Raw genomic sequence first — 18092 nt, 5'->3', positions numbered from 1 at the left:
TAGCGATCGAAAGAGCCACCGGCGGGCCGGACGAACCGCCGGGTGATGCCGACTGCAACGAACCGCGGCGTGTCGCTGCACTACGAGACCGACGGCGACGGACCGACCGTCGTCTTCGTCGGCGACGTGGGGTACGGCGCGTGGCTCTGGGGGTGGCACTACGACGCACTGGCCGGCCCCTACGAGACAGTCGTCTGGGACCTGCGCGGCACGGGCGACTCCGACGCCCCCGCCGGCCCATACGACGTGCCGACGCTGGCGGCCGACCTCGAAGCCGTCCTCGCCGACCACGGCGTCGGCAGTGCCCACCTCGTCGGCGCCGGCCTCGGCGGCATGATAGCGCTCCGCTATGCCCACGAGTACAACCGGGCGCGGACGCTGACGCTGTACTGTACGGCGGCGTCGGGCGACGCCGTCGACGCCGACGCGCTCCGGTCGCTCTCGCTGGACGCCGGCGACACGGCGTCCCTCGACGGCGCGTTCTCCCCGGCGTTGCGCGAGGCCGACCCGGCCCTCGTCGAGCGCGTCACCGAGTGGCGGCGGGCCGACGACGCGACGGGCGAGGCGTTCGCGGCACAGGCCGCGGCGGCGACCGGGTTCGAGGCCCCGCCGCTGTACGAGGTGACCCAGCCGGCGGAGGTGTACTACGGCGTCGAGGACCCCGTCGTGCCCGTCGAGGCGGCCGCGTCACTCGCGGACGACCTGCCCCGTGGGACCGGCGAGGCCGTCGAGGGACGGCACTGCTGTTACGTCGAACACGCGACGGTGCTGACCGACCGCCTGACGGCGTTCCTCGACGAGCACACCGACCACGAGGTTTAACCCGTGCGCCGCCGATTGCGGTAGATATGTCCCCTGCCGACGACGCCTCCTCCGACGACGAGGACCCGGCGGACGAGACGCCGGACGAGGGAGCGACCGACCCAGACCCCGAGGAGCGCGAGACGGCCGACGAGACGCCGGACACCGACTCGATGGCAGAGTACGACCCCGAGACCGGGGAGCGACTCGACGAATCGACGGGCGGCGCGACCGGGGCGTCCTCGCCGGGCGACGGCTCGAAGTACTGCCACGCCTGCGGGACCGAAATCGCCGCGAGCGCGGCGTACTGCCCGGACTGTGGCGCCCGACAGAGCGACGTCGACGCGGGTGAGTCGGGCGACGGCCGCGACGTGGACCGCGTCACGGCGGGCATCTTCGCCATTCTGCTGGGTGGCCTCGGCATCCACCACTTCTACCTCGGGAACGTCGGGTTGGGGGTCCTCTACCTCTGTTTCTCGTGGACCTTCATCCCGGCGCTCGTCGGCGTCATCGAGGGTATCATCTACCTCACGAAGACCGACGACGAGTTTCAGCGCCAGTACGGCGGCGAGTGAGGCGGCGAGCGTGGACCGCCGTCGCGAACTCCGTCGCGGATTGGCCGCGACGCTCCCGTACCTCCTCTCGCATCACATCCCCGCGGAGCGGCATCGCTGTCACCGACTCGCCGTCGGTGGGCGGACGCTCCACCTCTGTGCCCGCTGTTCGGGCATCTACCCCGGTATCGCGCTCGGGGTCGGCGTCTTTCTGCTCGGTGTCGGCCGCGGAGCGTGGCTCCCGGTCGTCGCGTTCGGACCGCTCCCCGCGCTCGTCGACTGGGCAGTGACGACGGTCACCGAGCGACGCGGGACGAACGCCGTCAGGACGGCGACGGGCGGACTGCTCGGCGTGGCGTACGGCCTCGCGCTCCCGTGGGTCCTGACCACGTGGCGACCGGCCCTGTTGGCGATTGCCGTCGGATACGGCGCGCTGGCGGCGGCCGGCCTGTGGCTGACGTCCGAGTGAACGGCAGTTCCTGCCGTGGATGCAGGCATTTTTGGTTGTCCACCCGTTTTCTAGAGTCGATGAGTCTGCGCATCGCCCTGCTGAACGCGGCCCACGACGGCGAGGACAACCGCCGGAACTTCCGGCGGGAACTCGACGCCGACCTCGTGGAGTACGACGTGACCGAACGCGAACTACCCGACACCTTCGCGTTCGACGGCTGTCTGCTCACTGGCTCGCGGGCCTCCGTCTACTGGGACGAGCCGTGGATTGCCGACCTCGAAGCGTGGGTCGGCGAGGCCGTCGACCGAGGGCTGCCGTTCCTGGGCGTCTGTTTCGGCCACCAGTTGCTCGCCCACGCGCTGGGCGGTCGCGTCGAGGCGATGCCGGAGTACGAGATCGGCTACCGGACCGTCGAACACGACGGGGAGAACCCGCTGCTCTCGGGCGTCGACGACGAGTTCACCGTGTTCACGACCCACTCGGACCACGTCGCCGAGATTCCGCCGGGCGCTCAACTGTTCGCCGAGAACGACTACGGCGTCCACGGCTTCCGGAAGGGCGACGTGTTCGCGGTGCAGTTCCACCCAGAGTACGACCCGGTGACGGCGGAGACAGTGACGAAGGGGAAAGACCTCCCCGACGAGCGCATCCAGCGGGTGTTAGACGGTATCACCGAGGAGAACTACCGGGCGGCCTGTGAGGCCAAGCAGGTGTTCGACAACTTCACGGACTACGTCCGAACCCGACGGGCGGCGGAGGGCGACGCGGCCCGCGTCGCCAGCGACGACTAGCCCAGTCGGGTCAGCAGTGCCTGTTCTGTGACGAGTACGGCGACGGCGACGACGATGATACCGGCCTGTAGCGGCGAGGAGAGGATGCCGAGGCCGACGATGAGCGTCGTCGCACAGGCCGGCGCGTGGCCGGTGTCGGTGAGGAGCATCCCCGCCGTGGTCAGCGCGACGGCGACGACGCCGCTTGCCGCCAGACGGAGCGTGCCGAGCGTCGCGGCCCCCATCGACGCGGTGATGACGACGCCGCCGGCGACGACGTGGTACGCGAGGAGACCGGCGAGGACGCCGACGGTATGGCCGCCCAGCACGCGACGAGCCGACGACTCCGGGGCGGCCGGCCGCGTCGCGAAGAGATACGCCGTCGGGCCGAGACTGGGAAAGAGGAACGGGAGGCCGCTGAGCCAGACGACGGCGCCCAGCGCCGACAGCAGCGCTCCGACCCGGATGCCCTGTCGGATCCACGCGCGGCGGGTGTACGGTTCGACCACGGTGGCCGTACGTCCCCGTGGCCGGACAAAACGGTGACGTTCCGCTACGGGCCGCTCGTTCGGCCGAGCGGCCCATCACGGCGGTGTCGCCGTACCGACGCTACCGCCGGAGAATCGCGATAGCCAGCGGGACGGCGACGAACAGCGTGACGAGCGCGAACACCGGTGAGAACACGACGACGACGGTGACGAGCAACACGAGGGTAATCAGGGCGACGAGTTTCTGGCCGATGGAGAGCATCGGCCACAGCGTCGGCGGCCCGATACGTAAGTCTAGGTGAACCGGCCGGTCTGGGCGTCACACACTGTACAGAGCGTCAGGAGCGCGTCGCGGTCGTCGCTCAGTGCGACGCGCTGTGTGGTCCGCTCACTGCAGTCCTCGCAGTGGCGGACCATCTCCGTCTCGCTCGCGTCTTTGGGCGCACCCATCGCCAGCGCGACGACGCGGTCCTCACCGTCGTTGCGTCCGAGTTGCCACTCGCCGGGCGCAAAGCGGATCGCCTCGCCGGCGTCGACGGTGACCTCACCCTGTTCCGTCTCGAAGGTGGCGGTTCCCGACTGGACGTAGAACACCTCCTCCTGCTCGGGGTGGCGGTGATACCCGAGTCCGAACGTCTCACCGGGCGCTAGCTCGTAGTAGTTCAGCGCGAGTTCCGTGGTCGAGAGCGCCGTCGAGAGGGCGCGCTTGACCGTCGCGGGCCCCATCCGGTCGTCGAGGGCGTCGAGACTGACCCGTTCCATGGTCGGGTCTGTGCGGGGAGGGATAAAACGTTGGTCCGGGCTGACCGTCCCCTCAAGGGGTCGACGCCGCCGGATCCGTACTGCGAGGGCGACTGCTTACTCCCGACGGTCGATGTCGAGTTCCTCGTCGAGTTCGTCGAGCCAGTCGGCGTTCTCGAGTTCGGCCATCTGCTCGCGGAAGTGCGTCTTGCAGACCCCGACTTTGACGCCGTCGCTCTCGACAGCGATGTCCGCGTCGCGGTCGCAGTAGTGACACTGCATACGACAGACTTGGGACTGTACCGCATTGAACCCTCGGTTTCCGTCTGCCAGCCGTCAGACGATTTCGGCCCGGACGCGCTCCCACGCCGCCGCGTCGAGGCCGGCCCGCCCCAGCGTCTCGTCGTGGGCGTCGCTCCCCCCGGTCGGGACGAGGTCGTACCGTGCGATGGCGTCCTCGACGAGTTCGGTGTCGACGGCCCAGTCGTATGGGTACCACCGCTCGACGGCGTCGAGGCGAGCACAGCGGGCTAACGCGCCCTCGGTGTCCGGATACCGGAACGGGTGGGCGAGGCCCACGAGCCCACAGGCCGCCGCGAGCAGCCGCCGTCCGCGTTCGAACGAGGGGACCTCGCGGGCGACGTAACACGGACAGTCGTCGCCGATGAGTTCCTCGAAGGCCTCCTGATAGCCGTACTCGGAGACATCGGCGATGGCCCATGCGATGTGCGGGCGACCCAGCCCCGCACGGGGTTCGACCGGGAGCGAGACGTCGAGGCGGTCCTCGACGCACTCGACGATACGCATACCGCGTTCGCGGCGGTTCTGCTGGATGCGGTCACACTCCTCGCGGAGTTCCGCGGTCGGATCGAGACCGTATCCCAGCAGGTCCAGTCGCTGGTCGTCGGCCTCGACGCGGAGTTCGATGCCGTGGACGACGGTGAGGGCGTCCCGGGTCGTCAGTGGGCCATCGAGGGACGGATGGACCCGGTCGTGGTCGGTGACGGCGACGACGTCGACGCCGGCGCGGTCGGCGGCGTCGGGGAGCGTCGAGAGAGTGAGCGACCCGTCGGAACGTGTCGTGTGGACGTGGAGATCCGCGACGACCATACGGCCCGGTCCGGCGCCAGCGACAAGCCACTTCCTACCGAGTCGTGCGTCGTGTGAGCGTTTCTCGCGTGTACCTTAAACGCACTAAGGTGTATTAACATTATCAATAGTGAAGGTTTATTATCTACCATGCACTTTTCCGTCGTATGCGAATGATGTCCAACGCGGCAGAGGCGTTCGAAGCGTACGACTACCCCATGACCACCGAAGAACTCATCGAGGCCGAAGGCGACATGACACTGGAGTTGCCAAACGGCACCGAGACGCTGCGCGACGCGCTCAGTCGTTCGGCGCCGGAGACGTTCGAGACGGCCGAAGACGCGCGACTGACGGCGTACGCGGGCGTCTCCAGTAAGGCCATCGGCCGGAAAGGCTACTCGGACCGCGACCCCGTCTGCATGGGCGAAGACGGCCCCGAAGAAGTCTCGTTCTGAAGGCACACCGCCCAGTCAACCCCAGCTCAACCGTTTTCGCGCGATCACCGCCGAGCGACAGCGGCGTTCAGAAGCCGAACTCGTCGTCGTCCCGCAAGGCGGGGTCCTGCTGTTCGGCCGCCGTCTGGCCGAACATGTCGTCGTCCATCTCCGTCTCGGACTCCTCGGTCGTCGTGTTGTACGCCGAGATGCCTCGGGAGAGGAGGTCTTCGACGGCCTGATCGCGGTTGAGGAACTCGCCCTGTTCGACGAGACGCTGGATATCGGAGTCGACCTGATCCGGTAACTCGACTTTGATTTTGCTCATACGCGGCGGCTTGTCCGGTCTGGCTTATAACCTTGTTGGGGACGTGCGCTACCGCTCCAGAAAGTCCGGCCGGTCGACGGCCTCGGTGCTGTCGACGGACTGCCGGTCGAGCAGTTCCGTCGGTTCCAGCGCCTTCGGGAGGCCGTCGCGGCCGCCCGTCGGCACGTCGTCGGGTTCGACGAACGTCGTCTCGCCTTCGACCAGTTCGGCCCAGACGGCGTCGGCGCTGTCGGTGCCGCTCTCGGCGGCCGCCTTGGCCTCGTTGCGGCCCTCGTCGTACGCGAGTTCGACCATGCTCCGGTGGTACGCCGACCCCATCTCGGCGTAGATGGCCTCCAGTTCCTCCCGGTTGTACTCACCGAGACGTTCGGCGACGCCGATGGCGTAGGCCCTATCGGTGGCCTCGTCCTTGCCGAGCGTGTCCCAGTCGGCGTCGAACTCGCGCTCGTAACGGCTCATGTCTCGACCTTCGTGTCGGCGTGGACCTGCAACCCGCGGTCGCTGAACGATATCTCGCGGATGTCACAGTCGATGGCCGTCCCGCGCATCTTGATGACCTGCACGCCGCGAGTCATGCTCCCGCCTTCGAGGAAGTTGTGGAAGAAGACGACCCCGTGGGCGAGGTAGTGTTCGTCGCTGTAGGAAGACGGGTCGGTCATCTCGGAGATGAGCAGCGTCGTCGCCTCGGTCTGTTTCAGCGCCGAGAGAAAGCCCGTAATCTCGCTGTCGACGTCGTTCATGAAGTGCTGGAGGAGCATCGTCGAGTCGATGACCACCCGCTGGATGTCGTTCTGCTCGATGTAGGCGACCAGTCGGTTGGTCAGGCCGCCGTCGGTGCCGAACTGGGTGATGGTGCGCTTGCCGCTCTCGGTGACGAGGTTGAGAAACTGAACGGCGTCGGACTGCATGGCCCGGTCGAAGCCGAAGTCGTAGCCGGACATGTCCTGCATCAGTTCCGTTTTCGTCTCGTGCATCGTCACGTAGAGACAGCTTTCGCCCTCTTTGGCCCCCTGTGTGATGAACTGCGAGCAGAAGGTCGTCTTGCCGCTGCCCGGCGGCCCGCTGACGACGTACAGGCGGTCGGTGAGCAACCCCCCCTGTACGAGTTCGTCGAAGCCGGGCACACCGCTAGAGATACGCATACCACCAGCATGCGCGCGTCTGGACATATGTCTTGGTACTCCGTTTTCACCGGTGATAACTCCCCCGCCGCACTCACCGCTCGACAGCGCCCGGGTCGCGGTCGGCGAGGTCCAGCAACGTCGCCGTCCCCGACTCGTCGAACCGCATCGGCCGGCGCCACCACGGCCCCTTCCCCGAGTCGGAGGAGCGCTCGGTCACCAGCCAGTTCGCGTCCGTCCCGCCGGTCGGTTCAGACAGCGGGACGACCGTCTCGTAGAGTCGCGAGTCGTCGGGGTCCCCGAGGACGAGGACGCGGGCGTCGAACTCGGCACGTTTCACGTGGGCGTTCGAGGCGAAGACGGCCCGTTCGTCGTCGGCCATCGAGCGGTACTGCTCGCCGGTGACGGCGTCCCGGGCGAGTCGGAAGTGCCCGACGACGAAGGCACCCCACGACGGCGGCGCCCAGTCAGGTACCTCGTCGGTGGTCGACAGCGTGGCGTAGAAAAAGAGGTAGTCGCCGGCCGAGAGCTCCGAGAGCGGCCCGGCCTTCACGCCGTGTTCGTCGCCGTAGGTGTAGCGCTCGCCGCCGGCCTCGGGAAACTCGGGGTCGAAGTGGACCGGCCAGTCGGCGACGCCGCTGACGTCGGTCGCCAAATCGAGGTCGGCGTAGGTCGGCACCGGGTCGGCGGTCGGTTTCGACTCCGGAATCGGGACGTACTCGAACCCGCCGTCGGGATAGCACGGGCCGCGAAAGCCGGGTTCGTTGGTGTTGGCCGCGACGTTGATGGCGACGCTCCGCATAGCCGGACGTCGCTGTGGGCGGACAAAGGGCTACCGGAGCGACTCGGTACAGGACCGGCAGTACCGGACCATCCGGTGGGCCTCGTTGACCGTCCCGCAGTGGTCACAGGGGACGACGCCCTGTACGTCGGTGCCCGGCGACCCGTGACCGCCGTGGCGGTCGACGCGTCCCTCGGTGGTCTCGGGCGAGGGGTCGCTCCGCCGGAAGTACCGGTAGAGCAGGACCTGTAGCAGTCCGAATCCGACGACGTACGCGGTGAGCCACACCCAGGTGTCCATGGGCGTTCTCTGTCGAACTGCTACTTCGGTGTTCGGGCCACAGTTTCAGGTGTGATACTGTCAGCGACGCCCGTCCGCCGAAGAAGGCGGGAGCTCAGCGGTCCGGCGGCGTGAGGTCGCGCTGGAACTCGTCGAACGGGTCGATGTCGTCGGGGAGGTCGTAGTCGAGTCGTCGCTCGTCGCGGCGGTCGTCGTTCGCGTCTTCGAGCGGGTCGGCCACCGACTCCCACCCGTCCTTGATGGCGATGGACTTCGCGGGGGTGCCGGCGGCGATGTGGTGTGCGGGGATGTCGCTGCCAGCGATGGATTTGGCGGCGAGGATGGCGTTCTCGCCGACGCGGACGCCGGCCCGGACCATCGAGTCGTAGGTCAGGCGCACGTCGTCCTCGATGACGGTGTGGAAGTTGTCGACGTGCGTCTGGTCGACGACGTCGTGGTCGTGGCTGTAGATGTGGGTGTCGTCGGAGATGGAGACCCGGTCGCCGATGGTGAGTTTCCCGCGGTCGTCTAAGTGGACGTCGTCGTGGACGACAACGTTGTCGCCGACCTCGATGTTGTGGCCGTAGGTAAACGAGATGCCCTTGAAAAATCGGCAGTTCTCTCCGCAGGACTCGAAGAGGTGGTCGGCCAGCATCCGGCGAAAACGAAGCGCGAACTCGACGTTGTCGGCCATCGGCGTCGCGTCGAACTGTCGCCAGAGCCACTGGAGGTGTTTCGAGCGTTTGAACCGCTCTTCGTCTTTCTCGGCGTAATACTCGCTCTCCAGCGTGGTGTTACACGGGTCGTACCCCTGCAGACGGACCCGTTCTGCAGGTGAGACGTCCTCGCCGGACTGCCAGCGTTCGTAGGCGTCCCGGTCCCCGTGAAGGTCGATAAGGACGTCAGTGACCACGTCGCAGGTGTCCTCCTCGCCCGAGAGTCGTTCGTCGACTTCGTCGATGAACGCTCTGAGTCCCTCCTCGGCGAGCGGTGGTAACGACACGTGGCGCTTGGTCATACGGCGTCGAACGGCGTGGCCGGCAATAGGGGTTTCCTTACCGGTCGGTGACGGGGAGACACCGACGTCAGCAGCGGCCGACCGGGCCGCCAGTGTCGCCGTGGGCCACCGTTCGATGGCCGTCGCGTGAGGGTCGCGCCGTCGTCCGGTCGGGAGCCAACAGTATAAACCGCCGCCGGCCGACGCCCCGACATGGTCAGGTCGGACTTCATCATGGAAGTACGCGGGTACCTCATCAATCCCGCGGAGCGACGGTTGCGCACGCCGTGGCGGCTCATCGTCTGGACGTTTCTCGCGGGCTTTGTCGGCATCGTCCTCGGTGCCCTCTTCGGAGTCGTTCCCGCTCCGGAGCGCACGACCGGACTCACACCGGCCCTCTACGCCATCGCCGAGCAGACGTGGGGCTTTCTCGCGCTCTCGGTCGGTGGTCTCGGCATCGGCTACCTGCTGGACCGCCGGACGCTGGCCGACTACGGTCTCGACCCGGACCGCCAGTGGTGGCGCGACGCCGGGTTCGGCCTCGCGCTCGGGTTCGGCCTCCCGACGCTCGCACTGGCCGGACAGGTCGCCGTCGGATTCACCACCGTTACGGGCGTCCTGTCGACGAGCCCCACCGATAGCTTCGTGTTCGGGACCACTGGCGCGCTGGTTCGACTCGCACTGCTCGTCCCCTTCTTCGTCGTGCAAGCCTCCGCAGAGGAGATCATCGTGCGGGGCTACCTCCTGACGAACCTCGCCGAAGGGCTGGCGGGCACGCTCGGGAAGTGGCGTGCGGTCGTCGCCGCCACCGCCGCGACGGGCGCGCTGTTTGGCCTCCTCCACTTTGCCAACCCCAGCGCCTCGCTTCTCAGCACGGTGAACATCACGCTCTACGGAATCCTGCTGGGCGCGTGCTACGTCCTCACCGGCCGTCTCGCAATCGCCTGTGGCTTTCACGTCGCGTGGAACTACACCCTCTCGCTGTGGGACTTCCCAGTCAGCGGCCTCGACACCGGCGCCGCGCTTTTGAGTACCGAATCGACCGGCCCGGCCGTCGTGACCGGTGGTCGGTTCGGTATCGAAGGCGGTCTCGTTGCCCTCCCACTGCTCGTCGTCGGGACGGCGGCGCTGGCGTGGTGGGTCCACAGAGAGTACGGCGAGGTCGAGATACTGGAGGCCATCGCCACGCCGGACCTCCGGATTCGGACGCGCTCGATAGACTCGTAGTGTACGCGAGCGTCGACTTCGCTGTCGGTGGTGAACCACGACGGATAAGTGCGGAGCCCCCCAACACGTCACTATGAAGTACGATACCCTCGGGAATTCGGGCGTCGAAGTCTCGGAAGTCGGCTTCGGTGCCTGGGTCGTCGGCACGGACTGGTGGGGCGACCGGACGCGCGAGGACGCCATCGAGATGGTCCAGCACGCCGTCGACCGGGGCGTCACGTTCGTGGACACGGGCGACGTCTACGGCCACGGCGACAGCGAGGAACTCGTCGGCGAGGCGCTTTCTGAGGTGCGCGAGGAAGTGACCGTCTCTACGAAGGTCGGCTACGACTTCTACAACAACCCGCAGGCGGGCCACGGCGAACTGCCGAAGAAGGTCACGCCGGAGTGGATTCGCACGGCCCTCGACCGCTCGCTCGACCGCCTCGACATGGACCACGTCGAGGTGCTGATGCTCCACAACGCCAACGTCGACGAGGTGGACGAAGACGTCCTGGAGACGCTCGACGAACTCCGCGAGGAGGGGAAAGTCGACGCCATCGGGTGGGCGCTGGGCCCCTCCATCGGCTGGCTGGCCGAGGGCGACGCGGCCGTCGCCGAGGAGTTCGACGTCCTCCAGACCGTGTTCAACCTCTTCGAGCAGACGCCGGGTCGGCACTTCGTGGACACCATCCGCGAACAGGACGCAGACACCTCCATCGTCGCGCGCGTCCCGCACTCCTCGGGCCTGCTGAACGAGCAGGTCACCCCCGAAACGGAACTGGGCGAGGGCGACCACCGCGCGCACCGACCGACCGAGTGGTACGAGACCGGGTGGGAGAAGGTCGAGTCCATCCGTTTCCTCGAACGGGACGGCGAGCGAACGATGGGACAGGCCGCCATCCAGTGGCTTCTCGCCCACGACGAGGTCGCCTCCGTGACGCCGACGTTCCGCACCACCGACGACATCGACGAGTGGGCCGCCGCCCCCGACACGCCGGCGCTCAGCGACGAGGAGTTCGAGCGGGTACAGGACCTGTACGCCGACAACTTCGGCATCGACCGCGACGACGGGATGGACGCCCTGCGCTCCTCGGTGGGCGGCGAGGACCTGAAAGACACCGGCATGAAGTCGGCCGGCGACTGACGGCGGTATCGACGACGGGACGACCGACGACCACCTTTTGCCGGCGCTGGCGACAGACGGCGACGCGCGAACGTCCCAGAATCTGCAGATGATAGCCTAACCCCCGATGACGTGTGGAATCGCGCCGTCGTCGTGTGGTTTTCTCTCACAACCCCCCGGTTTCGACAGGAGATGTGCCGCCCTCTGGTGGTTCTCCGTCCCTCGGTTCACTTTCACTCCGGTGCGTCTGACGCCCGACAGACGCCGGACATGAGCGGGTTCGAGGTGAAACGAAGGGGTCGCGGGGACACGTCACATAGTTCGGACGAGCGAAACGTCGCCGTCCCGGCGCAACCACTAGACGGTGAGAAATAGGAGAGACAGCGTGGGAAAGACGGAGCCGCGTTACTCGTTCATCAGGCCGCCTTCCTCGACGCGCATGACGCCCTCGCCGTCGGGCAGGTTCGGCGCGTCGACGAGTTTGACGATGCGCTTATCGCCCTTCGACTTCCGGAGGTAGATCCGGAAGGTGGAGGTGTGGCCGAGGATGTTGCCGCCGATGGGCTGGGTCGGGTCACCGAAGAAGGAGTCCGGGTTCGAGGCGACCTGATTCGTGACGACGACGGCGGTGTTGTTCAGGTCGCCGACGCGCATCAAGTCGTGGAGGTGTTTGTTGAGTTTCTGCTGGCGTTCTGCGAGTTCGCCGCGGCCGACGTACTCGGCGCGGAAGTGCGCGGTGAGCGAGTCGACGGCGAGCAGGCGGACCGGGAACTCTTCCTCTTGGGTCTCGCTGGCTATCTCCTGGGCCTTCTCCGCGAGCAGAATCTGGTGGTTAGAGTTGAACGCCTTCGCGACGTGAATCTTGTCGAGGACCGACTCGACGAGAGCGTCGAACATCGCCTCGTCGGTGGCGTCGGCCTCGCCCTCCTCGGCGACGCCGTGGAGTTCCATCGTGTCCTCGAGTACCTCGTCGTCCTGCCCTTCGACCATCTGCTCGATACGCTCGGGGCGGAAGGTGTCCTCGGAGTCGATGAAGATGGCGCTTCCCTCCAGCCCGCCGTGTTCGGCCGGGAGCTGGACGTTGACGGCTAGCTGGTGGGTCACCTGCGACTTGCCGGCCCCGAACTCACCGTACACCTCGGTGATGGACTGGGTCTCGACGCCGCCGCCTAAGAGGTCGTCGACCTCGTCGACGCCCCACGTGAGCTTCCCGATCTGTTCGCGCCGTTCGAGGACCGTCGCACCGGTCTCGAACCCACCGATGTCGGCGGCGTCACGGGCGGCGTTGATGATGTCGGCGGCCGAGGACTCACCGATGTCGGCCGTGTTCGACAGTTCCCCGGGAGAGGCGACGGCGATCCCCTGATAGGAGTCGAAACCGTTCTCTTTGAGTTTCTCTGCTGTGGCCGGACCGACGCCCGGCAGGTCTTCGAGGTCCTCGCTTGCGGACATGGATACGAGTTTTGCCCGGTGGCATATAAACCCCCGTTAACACCGGAGTGAAAGTGAAACTGTGAGAGGGCGGCGGGACAGGGAAGAGCGGTATCGGGACGTTTAGAAGGGAAGGAGGCAACCGGCCGGTAGTGACGCGGCGGCGACGGTGTCAGAGACGCCCGCTCCCGATGTAGACCAGCGCGAGCCCACCGACGACGATGAGCGCGCCGGCCTGCAGCCCGGACAGCGAGAGCACGTCCCGCCCGAATTCGCCGGCGAGCAAGAGTGCGAGGGCGGCCGTCGACAGGAGCGGGCGTTCCGCGAGCGTCTGGACGAAGGCGCGGGCCGACCAGTAGAGGCCGTCGAGCGACGAGCGGACGACGGCCCGCCGCGACCGGTTCCCGTCCGGGTTCTCGGTCGCCTCGAACCCCGAGAGGTCGGCGGTCGGGACGGTGACCACCTCGCCCGTGTGCCGCCGGCGGCCGCCGGCGTCCGCCACGCGCAGGAGCGTTACGCCGTCGTCGTCGGTGCCGACGACGCGGTAGACGCCGTCGGGGTAGTCGGCCCCGCTCGGTCGGTAGTGGTCGTAGACGGCGGGGGTGTCAGCCACGCGCTACTCCCACGGGTGGTCCCCGGCGCGGTCGGGCCACAGCGGGTACCAGAACTCCTTGTCCCCTTCGACGGTGAGTTCGCCGTCTAAGTTGCTCTCTAACTTGAACTCCGCCGTCGTGTTGCGCTCGTGGTCGCGGTCGGGGTCCGGCGCGAACGGGTAGTACGCCCCCCGGCGGAAGGAGTACACCCAGTAGACGGGGTCGCCGGTCCGCTCGTCCTCGAAGCCAAAGAGGGCGGCCAGCAACCGCGACCCGTAGCGTCGTTCGATGAGCGTGTCGGCGGCGAAGTGGATGGAGGTCACGAGATCCTCGAAGTCGTCGTCGTGGAGGACCACCCACTGGTAGCCGTGGGCGTCTTCCGTGAACTCCGCGACGGTGCCCGTCTCGGCCTCCCCGGCTTCGAGAATGGTCTCGACCTCGTCTTTGGCGTCCTGAAAGTCCGTGCTGTCCACGTCACCGAAACAGAGGGCGGCGTCGCCGGTGGGCGTATAGCCGAGGTCGGCCTCCATCGTGATGAACGCCGTCGACATCCCGAAGAGGTCCTCGGGGTCGGCGTCGCGAGTGGCGTCGGCCTCGGCCTTCACGCCGAGGACGCTCTTGAGTCCGTCCAGCAATCCCATACCCGTACGTGGTCGGCGGGGGATAAGGCGGTTTTCGTGCTGGGAACGATGACCGACGACACTGACGACTCGGTCGTGTACAGCCAGAAAGCCCCCGGACGCTCGGCTACTGCGACTCGCTGTGCGCTTCCTTCGCTCACATCGTTCGCTCAGTCCAGTGCTTGCGTCGTCTCGAACGCCGAGCGTCCGGCCCCTTTCAGTCCCACCGTGTAGAACGCCCAACCGGGAGAGGCTTTCTGGCTGTGAAAAGTCGTGAAAACCGCAGCGAACCCGCCGACTCAGGTTCCTCAGGCCCCCTCTAGTTCGCGTTCCATGTCCCGGAGGCGGTCGATGCGCTTCTCGGTCGGGGGGTGGGTGCTAAAGAGGCGACCGATCCAGCCGATGCGGATGGGGACGATGAAGAACGCGTTCATCTCCGACTGGCCGCGCAAGTCGTCTTTGGGCACCTTCTCCATCCCGCTGTCTATCTTCATCAGCGCCGTCGCCAGCGCCGAGGGCTTGCCGGTGATAGACGCCCCGCCGCGGTCGGCGGCGAACTCGCGGTACCGGGAGAGCGCCCGAATCAGGAGGAACGACACTATCCACACCACCAGCGAGGCGAGGATGGCGACGAACACCGGGGCCTGTTGCTGGCCGCCGCGGTCGCGGCCGCCGGTGAACAGCCACCCCCAGCGGACGATGAGGAAGGCGATGGTCGAGAGGAACGACGCGATGGTCATCACCATCACGTCCCGGTTCTTGACGTGGGCGAGTTCGTGGGCGACGACGCCCTCCAGTTCCTCGTCGTCGAGCATGCGCATCAGCCCGGTCGTCACGCAGACGGCCGCGCTCTTCTTCGAGCGGCCGGTCGCGAAGGCGTTGGGGGTGCGCGAGTCCGCGACGGCCACCTTCGGCTTGGGGAGGTCGGCCTGCTGGGAGAGGCGGTCGACCATCCGGTGGAGTTCGGGATACTCGTCGGGGTCGACCTCGCGAGCCCCCATCGAGTACAGCGCGAGCTTGTCACTGAAGAAGAACTGAGCGCCGAGGAACAGCGCCATCACGAGGACGATGGGGAGCAGTCGGTCCCCGAAGTACAGCGTGAGGAGGCCCAAGAAGACGATGTAGAGCCCGAACAGCAGGAACATCGTCAGGGCCATCCGCCCTCGGAGTCCCCAGTCGGTTTGCCACTGCATGTCCGGGGGTATGCGACGAACGGTCTAAAACCCCGCCATCGTGCGTTCATCTGTCATGGGGCGTCGGGGAGCGGCGTTTGCAGGCGCCCGTGTACCTATGTGTCGTCACCGACAACGGAAGCCATGACCGAGACAGTCGTCGTCACCGGCGGGCGCGGCCGCTCCGGACGCTGGATTTGCGACCACCTCGCGGGCGAGTACCACGTCGTCTGCGTCGATTTGGACCACCCGGGCTGGGAAGTCACCGAGCGAGAGCACGTCGAGTTCAAAGCCGTCGACGTGACCGACGGCGCGGAGGTCCGTGACCTCCTCTCGGAGTACGACCCCGCAGCCGTCGTCCACTGGGCTGCGATTCCGGCCCCCGAGCGCCACGCCGGGACCCGCGTCTTCGATACGAACGTCTCTGGGGCGTACAACGTCCTCGACGCGGCGGGCCGGGCCGGTGCCGATATCGTCTGGGCATCCTCGGAAAGCGCGTACGGCCTCGCGTTCGCCGAGGAGACGCCGCTGCCCGCCTATCTGCCGATAGACGAGGACCACCCGATGGCCCCCGAGGACCCTTACGGCACCTCGAAGGTGGCCGGCGAGGAGATAGCGAAGATGGTCGTCCGGCGTGACGGCGTCGACGTGGCTTCGGTACGACCCTCGTGGATTCAGTACCCCGGCGAGTATTCGTGTCGGGACGTGGCCGAGGGCGACCTCGCCGGCGGGATGGGCAACTGCTGGTCCTACGTCGACGTGCGGGACGTAGCCTCGCTGGTCGCAGCAGCGCTAGACGCCGACCTCGGGGGCCACGAGGCGTTTCACGCGGCCGCCGCCGACAACTACGTCGGCCGACCGACCGCCGACCTCGTCGAGGAACACTGGGGCGACGTCCCCGAGCGGTGCGAACTGGACGGCGAGCAGTCGGCGCTCTCGACGGCGAAGGCACGGGGACTGCTAGAGTGGGAACCGGCCCACACGTGGCGCGAGGCGGCCGACGCCGACGTGCCGGAACCGAGTCTGGTAGGCGAGTAACTCAGAGCGGCACGGGCGAGATGTCAAAGGCGAGTTCGATTTCGCTGTTGCGGTCGTTCCAGCGCTCTCTGAACTTCCCCTTCTCTCGGCCCGCGCGGTCCGGGTCGCTCGGGGGCTCGTTGAGGAACCACTTGACGGCCTTCTTGTTGCCGAACTCGTCGCCGGAGGTGGGGTCGCGTTCGTGCGGAACCGCGGTCACTTGGATATAGGTCCGCGAGTTGTCGAGGTCGTGGGCGTCGTCGAACTCGATGGTGGCGTCGACGCCGAGGTCCTTGCGACTGCCCTGCGTGACGTTGATGTTCGAGGACTTCGAGCGGTGCCAGACGCGGCCGTCGCTGCGACCGCCCTTCGGTTCGATGCGGTCGTCGATGCCCACGACTTGGCTCCCCTTCGGGACGGGCCAGGCGACGACGTACACGTCGCCGTACAGTTCCTCCTCGTTGCCGGGGTCGTTCTCCTCGATGACGCCCAGCGACATGTTGTGGACCCGGTAGCCCCGCGTCGTCGGCCGACAGTTGCGCTCGGTGTAGGAGGTCGTGAGATAGGTGTTCGCCGTGTCGAGATTACTGAGGTACTTCGTCTGGTAGGCGATGGGGACCCCCGGAGAGGTCTTCGGGTCGTAGGTCGCGCCGTCTTGGATGAAGTTCCGGATGGCCTCGAACGCGCCTTCGCCCGGTTTGCTCACCGTCTGTGCGCCCTGCTGGGCGGATCCGCCCAGCACTTGGACGTTGATTTGCGTGTCGCGCAGGACTTGCTTGTGTTTGATGTCGAGCGACGCCGTCGCGCGCCCCGACCCGGCGTTCAGCGCGACGTTGAGGGCGTTCTCGATGTCGGTTCGCTCGTACTTCGATTCGGCCGAGAAAAGCAGGAGGCGGCCGTAGGAGACGTTCTTGACGACCACGTCGTTCGGCTTGAGGTACGCCCCTTGGTCGGAGACGACGCCGTTGGCGATGGGGTTGGGCAGCGAGACGTCGACGCTGTAGTACTGCTGGTAGAACTGCGCGAATATCTTGTTCGTCTCGGACTCCGTCGAGAAGTCGAACTCGTTGTCGACCTGCAGTTTCAGGCTGTCGTAGTGCGCCCCCAGCGTCACGTCCAGTTGCTTCGAGGAGTGAATCTGGTGGATGCTGAAGTTCATCTTCGCGGGGGTGTTCGCGTTCCGGTCGTACTGCCCGAGGATGTCGTCGAGCGCGGTCCGGAACGACCCCAGCGAAGGGGTCTGGAGTTTCCGGGTGTTCTGCCCATCGATGTTGCGAAGCGAGATGGAGAGTTCGAGCGGGTTCCGTATCTGACTGGCCGGAACGCCGTTGCGCCGCGTCGAGGAGAGCGCGGGCGAGAACTGCCCGCGGGCGATGCTCTCGGCTTCGAGTATCGCGCCCGGCCAGATGGTCCCGATTTGCGGGTCCAGCAGGAAGTTCGTCCCGCTCCCCGAGGTGACCTGTCGGCGCTGCGTCGTACAGATCATGTCGCCGTTGCGCTCGGTGTTCGTCCCGCCGAGCGCGGTGTTCTCGGCCTTGTTCGTCTCCGGGGTCACGGTCACGGAGAGGTCACCGCCCTCCTCGACGCTCGATGGCTCGCCGAGCGTCGAATCGGTCGTGTTGACGAGCGTCGGGTCGAGGACGATGTCGGGCGAGAGAATGGGGTCGTCCGGGATGAAGATGGGGTCGTCCGAAATCGTCACCGTCTCCACCGGTTCGGGCGTACTGACACACGACCCCGTCATCACGCACGGGTCGGGCGTCAGCGGTTGGAGGTCGGTCTGGTTCGTGGTCGGCGTCGCCGTCGGCACCGCAGTCGGTGTACTGGTCGGCACCGCAGTCGGCGAGTCCGTGGGCGTCGGCGTGGTCGTCCGCGTACTGGGCTGTCTGGTCGTCGTCACCGGCGTCGGCGAGGGCGTCGCGGCCCCGCCGCTATCGCGACCACCGCTGTCGTCATCGGTCGACGCCCCGAAGTCGCCGAAGGGGGTCGAGATGGTACAGCCCGCGAGGCCGCCCGCAGAAACCGCGGCCGCAGTCGCCAAGAGTCGTCGTCTGCTCATCGTTGGCTCGTCGTCTGTCATATCTCGATACCCA

The 18092-nt window shown here is 67.0% G+C and carries 24 protein-coding genes; 8 read left to right on the top strand and 16 right to left on the bottom strand.

What is annotated here, in order from left to right:
• The first annotated feature begins 45 nt into the window (after positions 1-45).
• From NDI85_RS15470 to NDI85_RS15455, 4 genes are read left to right on the top strand one after another with little or no spacing between them, the layout of a single operon-like run.
• Entirely contained in the window at positions 46-822 is a 777-nt protein-coding gene (locus tag NDI85_RS15470) for an alpha/beta hydrolase (protein ID WP_310916288.1), read from the top strand.
• A gap of 26 nt (positions 823-848) precedes the next feature.
• Positions 849-1376: an NINE protein gene (locus NDI85_RS15465; protein ID WP_220639412.1), complete on the top strand. Its 528-nt coding sequence runs from the start codon at positions 849-851 to the stop codon at positions 1374-1376.
• Positions 1377-1386: 10 nt separating this feature from the next.
• Positions 1387-1824 carry a DUF2085 domain-containing protein gene (locus NDI85_RS15460; protein ID WP_310916287.1) on the top strand — a complete coding sequence of 146 codons (438 nt, stop codon included), beginning with the start codon at positions 1387-1389 and terminating at the stop codon, positions 1822-1824.
• Positions 1825-1883: 59 nt separating this feature from the next.
• Complete coding sequence (locus NDI85_RS15455) at positions 1884-2597, top strand: type 1 glutamine amidotransferase (protein ID WP_310916286.1); 714 nt, start codon at positions 1884-1886, stop codon at positions 2595-2597.
• Here the strand turns inward: NDI85_RS15455 and NDI85_RS15450 are convergent.
• The 5 genes from NDI85_RS15450 to NDI85_RS15430 all read right to left on the bottom strand — a co-directional run bounded on the left by NDI85_RS15450 (position 2594) and on the right by NDI85_RS15430 (position 4915).
• The gene (locus NDI85_RS15450; RefSeq protein ID WP_229783170.1) at positions 2594-3085 is read right to left on the bottom strand and encodes an HPP family protein; all 492 of its coding nucleotides are present in this window, start codon (positions 3083-3085) and stop codon (positions 2594-2596) included. The genes NDI85_RS15455 and NDI85_RS15450 overlap by 4 nt on opposite strands.
• 100 nt (positions 3086-3185) lie before the next feature.
• Positions 3186-3326: a hypothetical protein gene (locus NDI85_RS15445; protein WP_310916285.1), complete on the bottom strand. Its 141-nt coding sequence runs from the start codon at positions 3324-3326 to the stop codon at positions 3186-3188.
• A gap of 32 nt (positions 3327-3358) precedes the next feature.
• Positions 3359-3826, bottom strand: a complete 468-nt coding sequence (locus NDI85_RS15440) for a cupin domain-containing protein (protein ID WP_310916284.1) — start codon at positions 3824-3826, stop codon at positions 3359-3361.
• A gap of 96 nt (positions 3827-3922) precedes the next feature.
• Complete coding sequence (locus NDI85_RS15435; RefSeq protein ID WP_166967712.1) at positions 3923-4087, bottom strand: DUF6757 family protein; 165 nt, start codon at positions 4085-4087, stop codon at positions 3923-3925.
• A gap of 54 nt (positions 4088-4141) precedes the next feature.
• The gene (locus NDI85_RS15430) at positions 4142-4915 is read right to left on the bottom strand and encodes a PHP domain-containing protein (protein WP_310916283.1); all 774 of its coding nucleotides are present in this window, start codon (positions 4913-4915) and stop codon (positions 4142-4144) included.
• A 146-nt stretch (positions 4916-5061) separates the two neighbouring features.
• On the opposite strand from NDI85_RS15430, the gene NDI85_RS15425 reads away from it, so the two are divergent.
• Positions 5062-5349: a DUF2795 domain-containing protein gene (locus NDI85_RS15425; RefSeq protein WP_189000081.1), complete on the top strand. Its 288-nt coding sequence runs from the start codon at positions 5062-5064 to the stop codon at positions 5347-5349.
• 67 nt (positions 5350-5416) lie between these two features.
• Here the strand turns inward: NDI85_RS15425 and NDI85_RS15420 are convergent, their stop codons facing one another.
• The 6 genes from NDI85_RS15420 to NDI85_RS15395 form a co-directional block, all read right to left on the bottom strand.
• Positions 5417-5656: a CopG family transcriptional regulator gene (locus NDI85_RS15420; RefSeq protein WP_189000084.1), complete on the bottom strand. Its 240-nt coding sequence runs from the start codon at positions 5654-5656 to the stop codon at positions 5417-5419.
• 48 nt (positions 5657-5704) lie between these two features.
• A complete protein-coding gene (locus tag NDI85_RS15415; RefSeq protein WP_166967704.1) occupies positions 5705-6115 on the bottom strand; it encodes a hypothetical protein in 411 nt (136 codons plus the stop codon).
• On the bottom strand, positions 6112-6798 hold the full coding sequence (locus NDI85_RS15410; protein WP_166967702.1) for an ATPase domain-containing protein: 687 nt from the start codon (positions 6796-6798) through the stop codon (positions 6112-6114). Before NDI85_RS15410 ends, NDI85_RS15415 begins: the two co-directional genes overlap by 4 nt.
• A gap of 73 nt (positions 6799-6871) precedes the next feature.
• On the bottom strand, positions 6872-7579 hold the full coding sequence (locus tag NDI85_RS15405) for a hypothetical protein (RefSeq protein WP_310916282.1): 708 nt from the start codon (positions 7577-7579) through the stop codon (positions 6872-6874).
• 30 nt (positions 7580-7609) lie between these two features.
• A complete protein-coding gene (locus NDI85_RS15400; protein ID WP_189000091.1) occupies positions 7610-7858 on the bottom strand; it encodes a hypothetical protein in 249 nt (82 codons plus the stop codon).
• A 94-nt stretch (positions 7859-7952) separates the two neighbouring features.
• The gene (locus NDI85_RS15395) at positions 7953-8855 is read right to left on the bottom strand and encodes an acyltransferase (protein ID WP_189000094.1); all 903 of its coding nucleotides are present in this window, start codon (positions 8853-8855) and stop codon (positions 7953-7955) included.
• A gap of 192 nt (positions 8856-9047) precedes the next feature.
• Between NDI85_RS15395 and NDI85_RS15390 the strand changes: the two genes are divergently transcribed.
• Both NDI85_RS15390 and NDI85_RS15385 read left to right on the top strand, forming a co-directional pair.
• The gene (locus tag NDI85_RS15390; RefSeq protein WP_310916281.1) at positions 9048-10061 is read left to right on the top strand and encodes a type II CAAX endopeptidase family protein; all 1014 of its coding nucleotides are present in this window, start codon (positions 9048-9050) and stop codon (positions 10059-10061) included.
• Between the two features lie 73 nt (positions 10062-10134).
• A complete protein-coding gene (locus tag NDI85_RS15385) occupies positions 10135-11187 on the top strand; it encodes an aldo/keto reductase (protein WP_310916280.1) in 1053 nt (350 codons plus the stop codon).
• 384 nt (positions 11188-11571) lie between these two features.
• On the opposite strand, the gene radA is transcribed toward NDI85_RS15385, so the two are convergent.
• From radA to htpX, 4 genes are all read right to left on the bottom strand, one after another.
• A complete protein-coding gene (gene radA / locus NDI85_RS15380; RefSeq protein WP_189000103.1) occupies positions 11572-12618 on the bottom strand; it encodes a DNA repair and recombination protein RadA in 1047 nt (348 codons plus the stop codon).
• A 151-nt stretch (positions 12619-12769) separates the two neighbouring features.
• Positions 12770-13210, bottom strand: coding sequence for a hypothetical protein (locus NDI85_RS15375; protein ID WP_310916279.1), 441 nt, complete (start codon positions 13208-13210; stop codon positions 12770-12772).
• Between the two features lie 3 nt (positions 13211-13213).
• Positions 13214-13831 (bottom strand): PspA-associated protein PspAB, encoded by a 618-nt coding sequence (locus tag NDI85_RS15370; protein WP_310916278.1) that lies wholly within the window; start codon positions 13829-13831, stop codon positions 13214-13216.
• Positions 13832-14118: 287 nt separating this feature from the next.
• Positions 14119-15003 carry a zinc metalloprotease HtpX gene (gene htpX / locus NDI85_RS15365; protein WP_310916277.1) on the bottom strand — a complete coding sequence of 295 codons (885 nt, stop codon included), beginning with the start codon at positions 15001-15003 and terminating at the stop codon, positions 14119-14121.
• 123 nt (positions 15004-15126) lie between these two features.
• Here htpX and NDI85_RS15360 point away from each other — a divergent pair, with 123 nt between their 5' ends.
• Positions 15127-16020 (top strand): NAD(P)-dependent oxidoreductase, encoded by an 894-nt coding sequence (locus tag NDI85_RS15360; protein ID WP_189000115.1) that lies wholly within the window; start codon positions 15127-15129, stop codon positions 16018-16020.
• Position 16021: 1 nt separating this feature from the next.
• Here NDI85_RS15360 and NDI85_RS15355 read toward each other — a convergent pair whose 3' ends face one another.
• The gene (locus tag NDI85_RS15355; RefSeq protein ID WP_310916276.1) at positions 16022-18079 is read right to left on the bottom strand and encodes a thiol-activated cytolysin family protein; all 2058 of its coding nucleotides are present in this window, start codon (positions 18077-18079) and stop codon (positions 16022-16024) included.
• Positions 18080-18092 lie beyond the last annotated feature (13 nt).

Origin of the sequence: Haloarcula sp. S1AR25-4 (assembly GCF_031624555.1) — an archaeon.
Classification (GTDB): domain Archaea; phylum Halobacteriota; class Halobacteria; order Halobacteriales; family Haloarculaceae; genus Haloarcula; species Haloarcula pellucida.
Note: the sequence above shows the minus strand (reverse complement) of the source record. Positions and strands in the feature narration are given on the sequence as shown.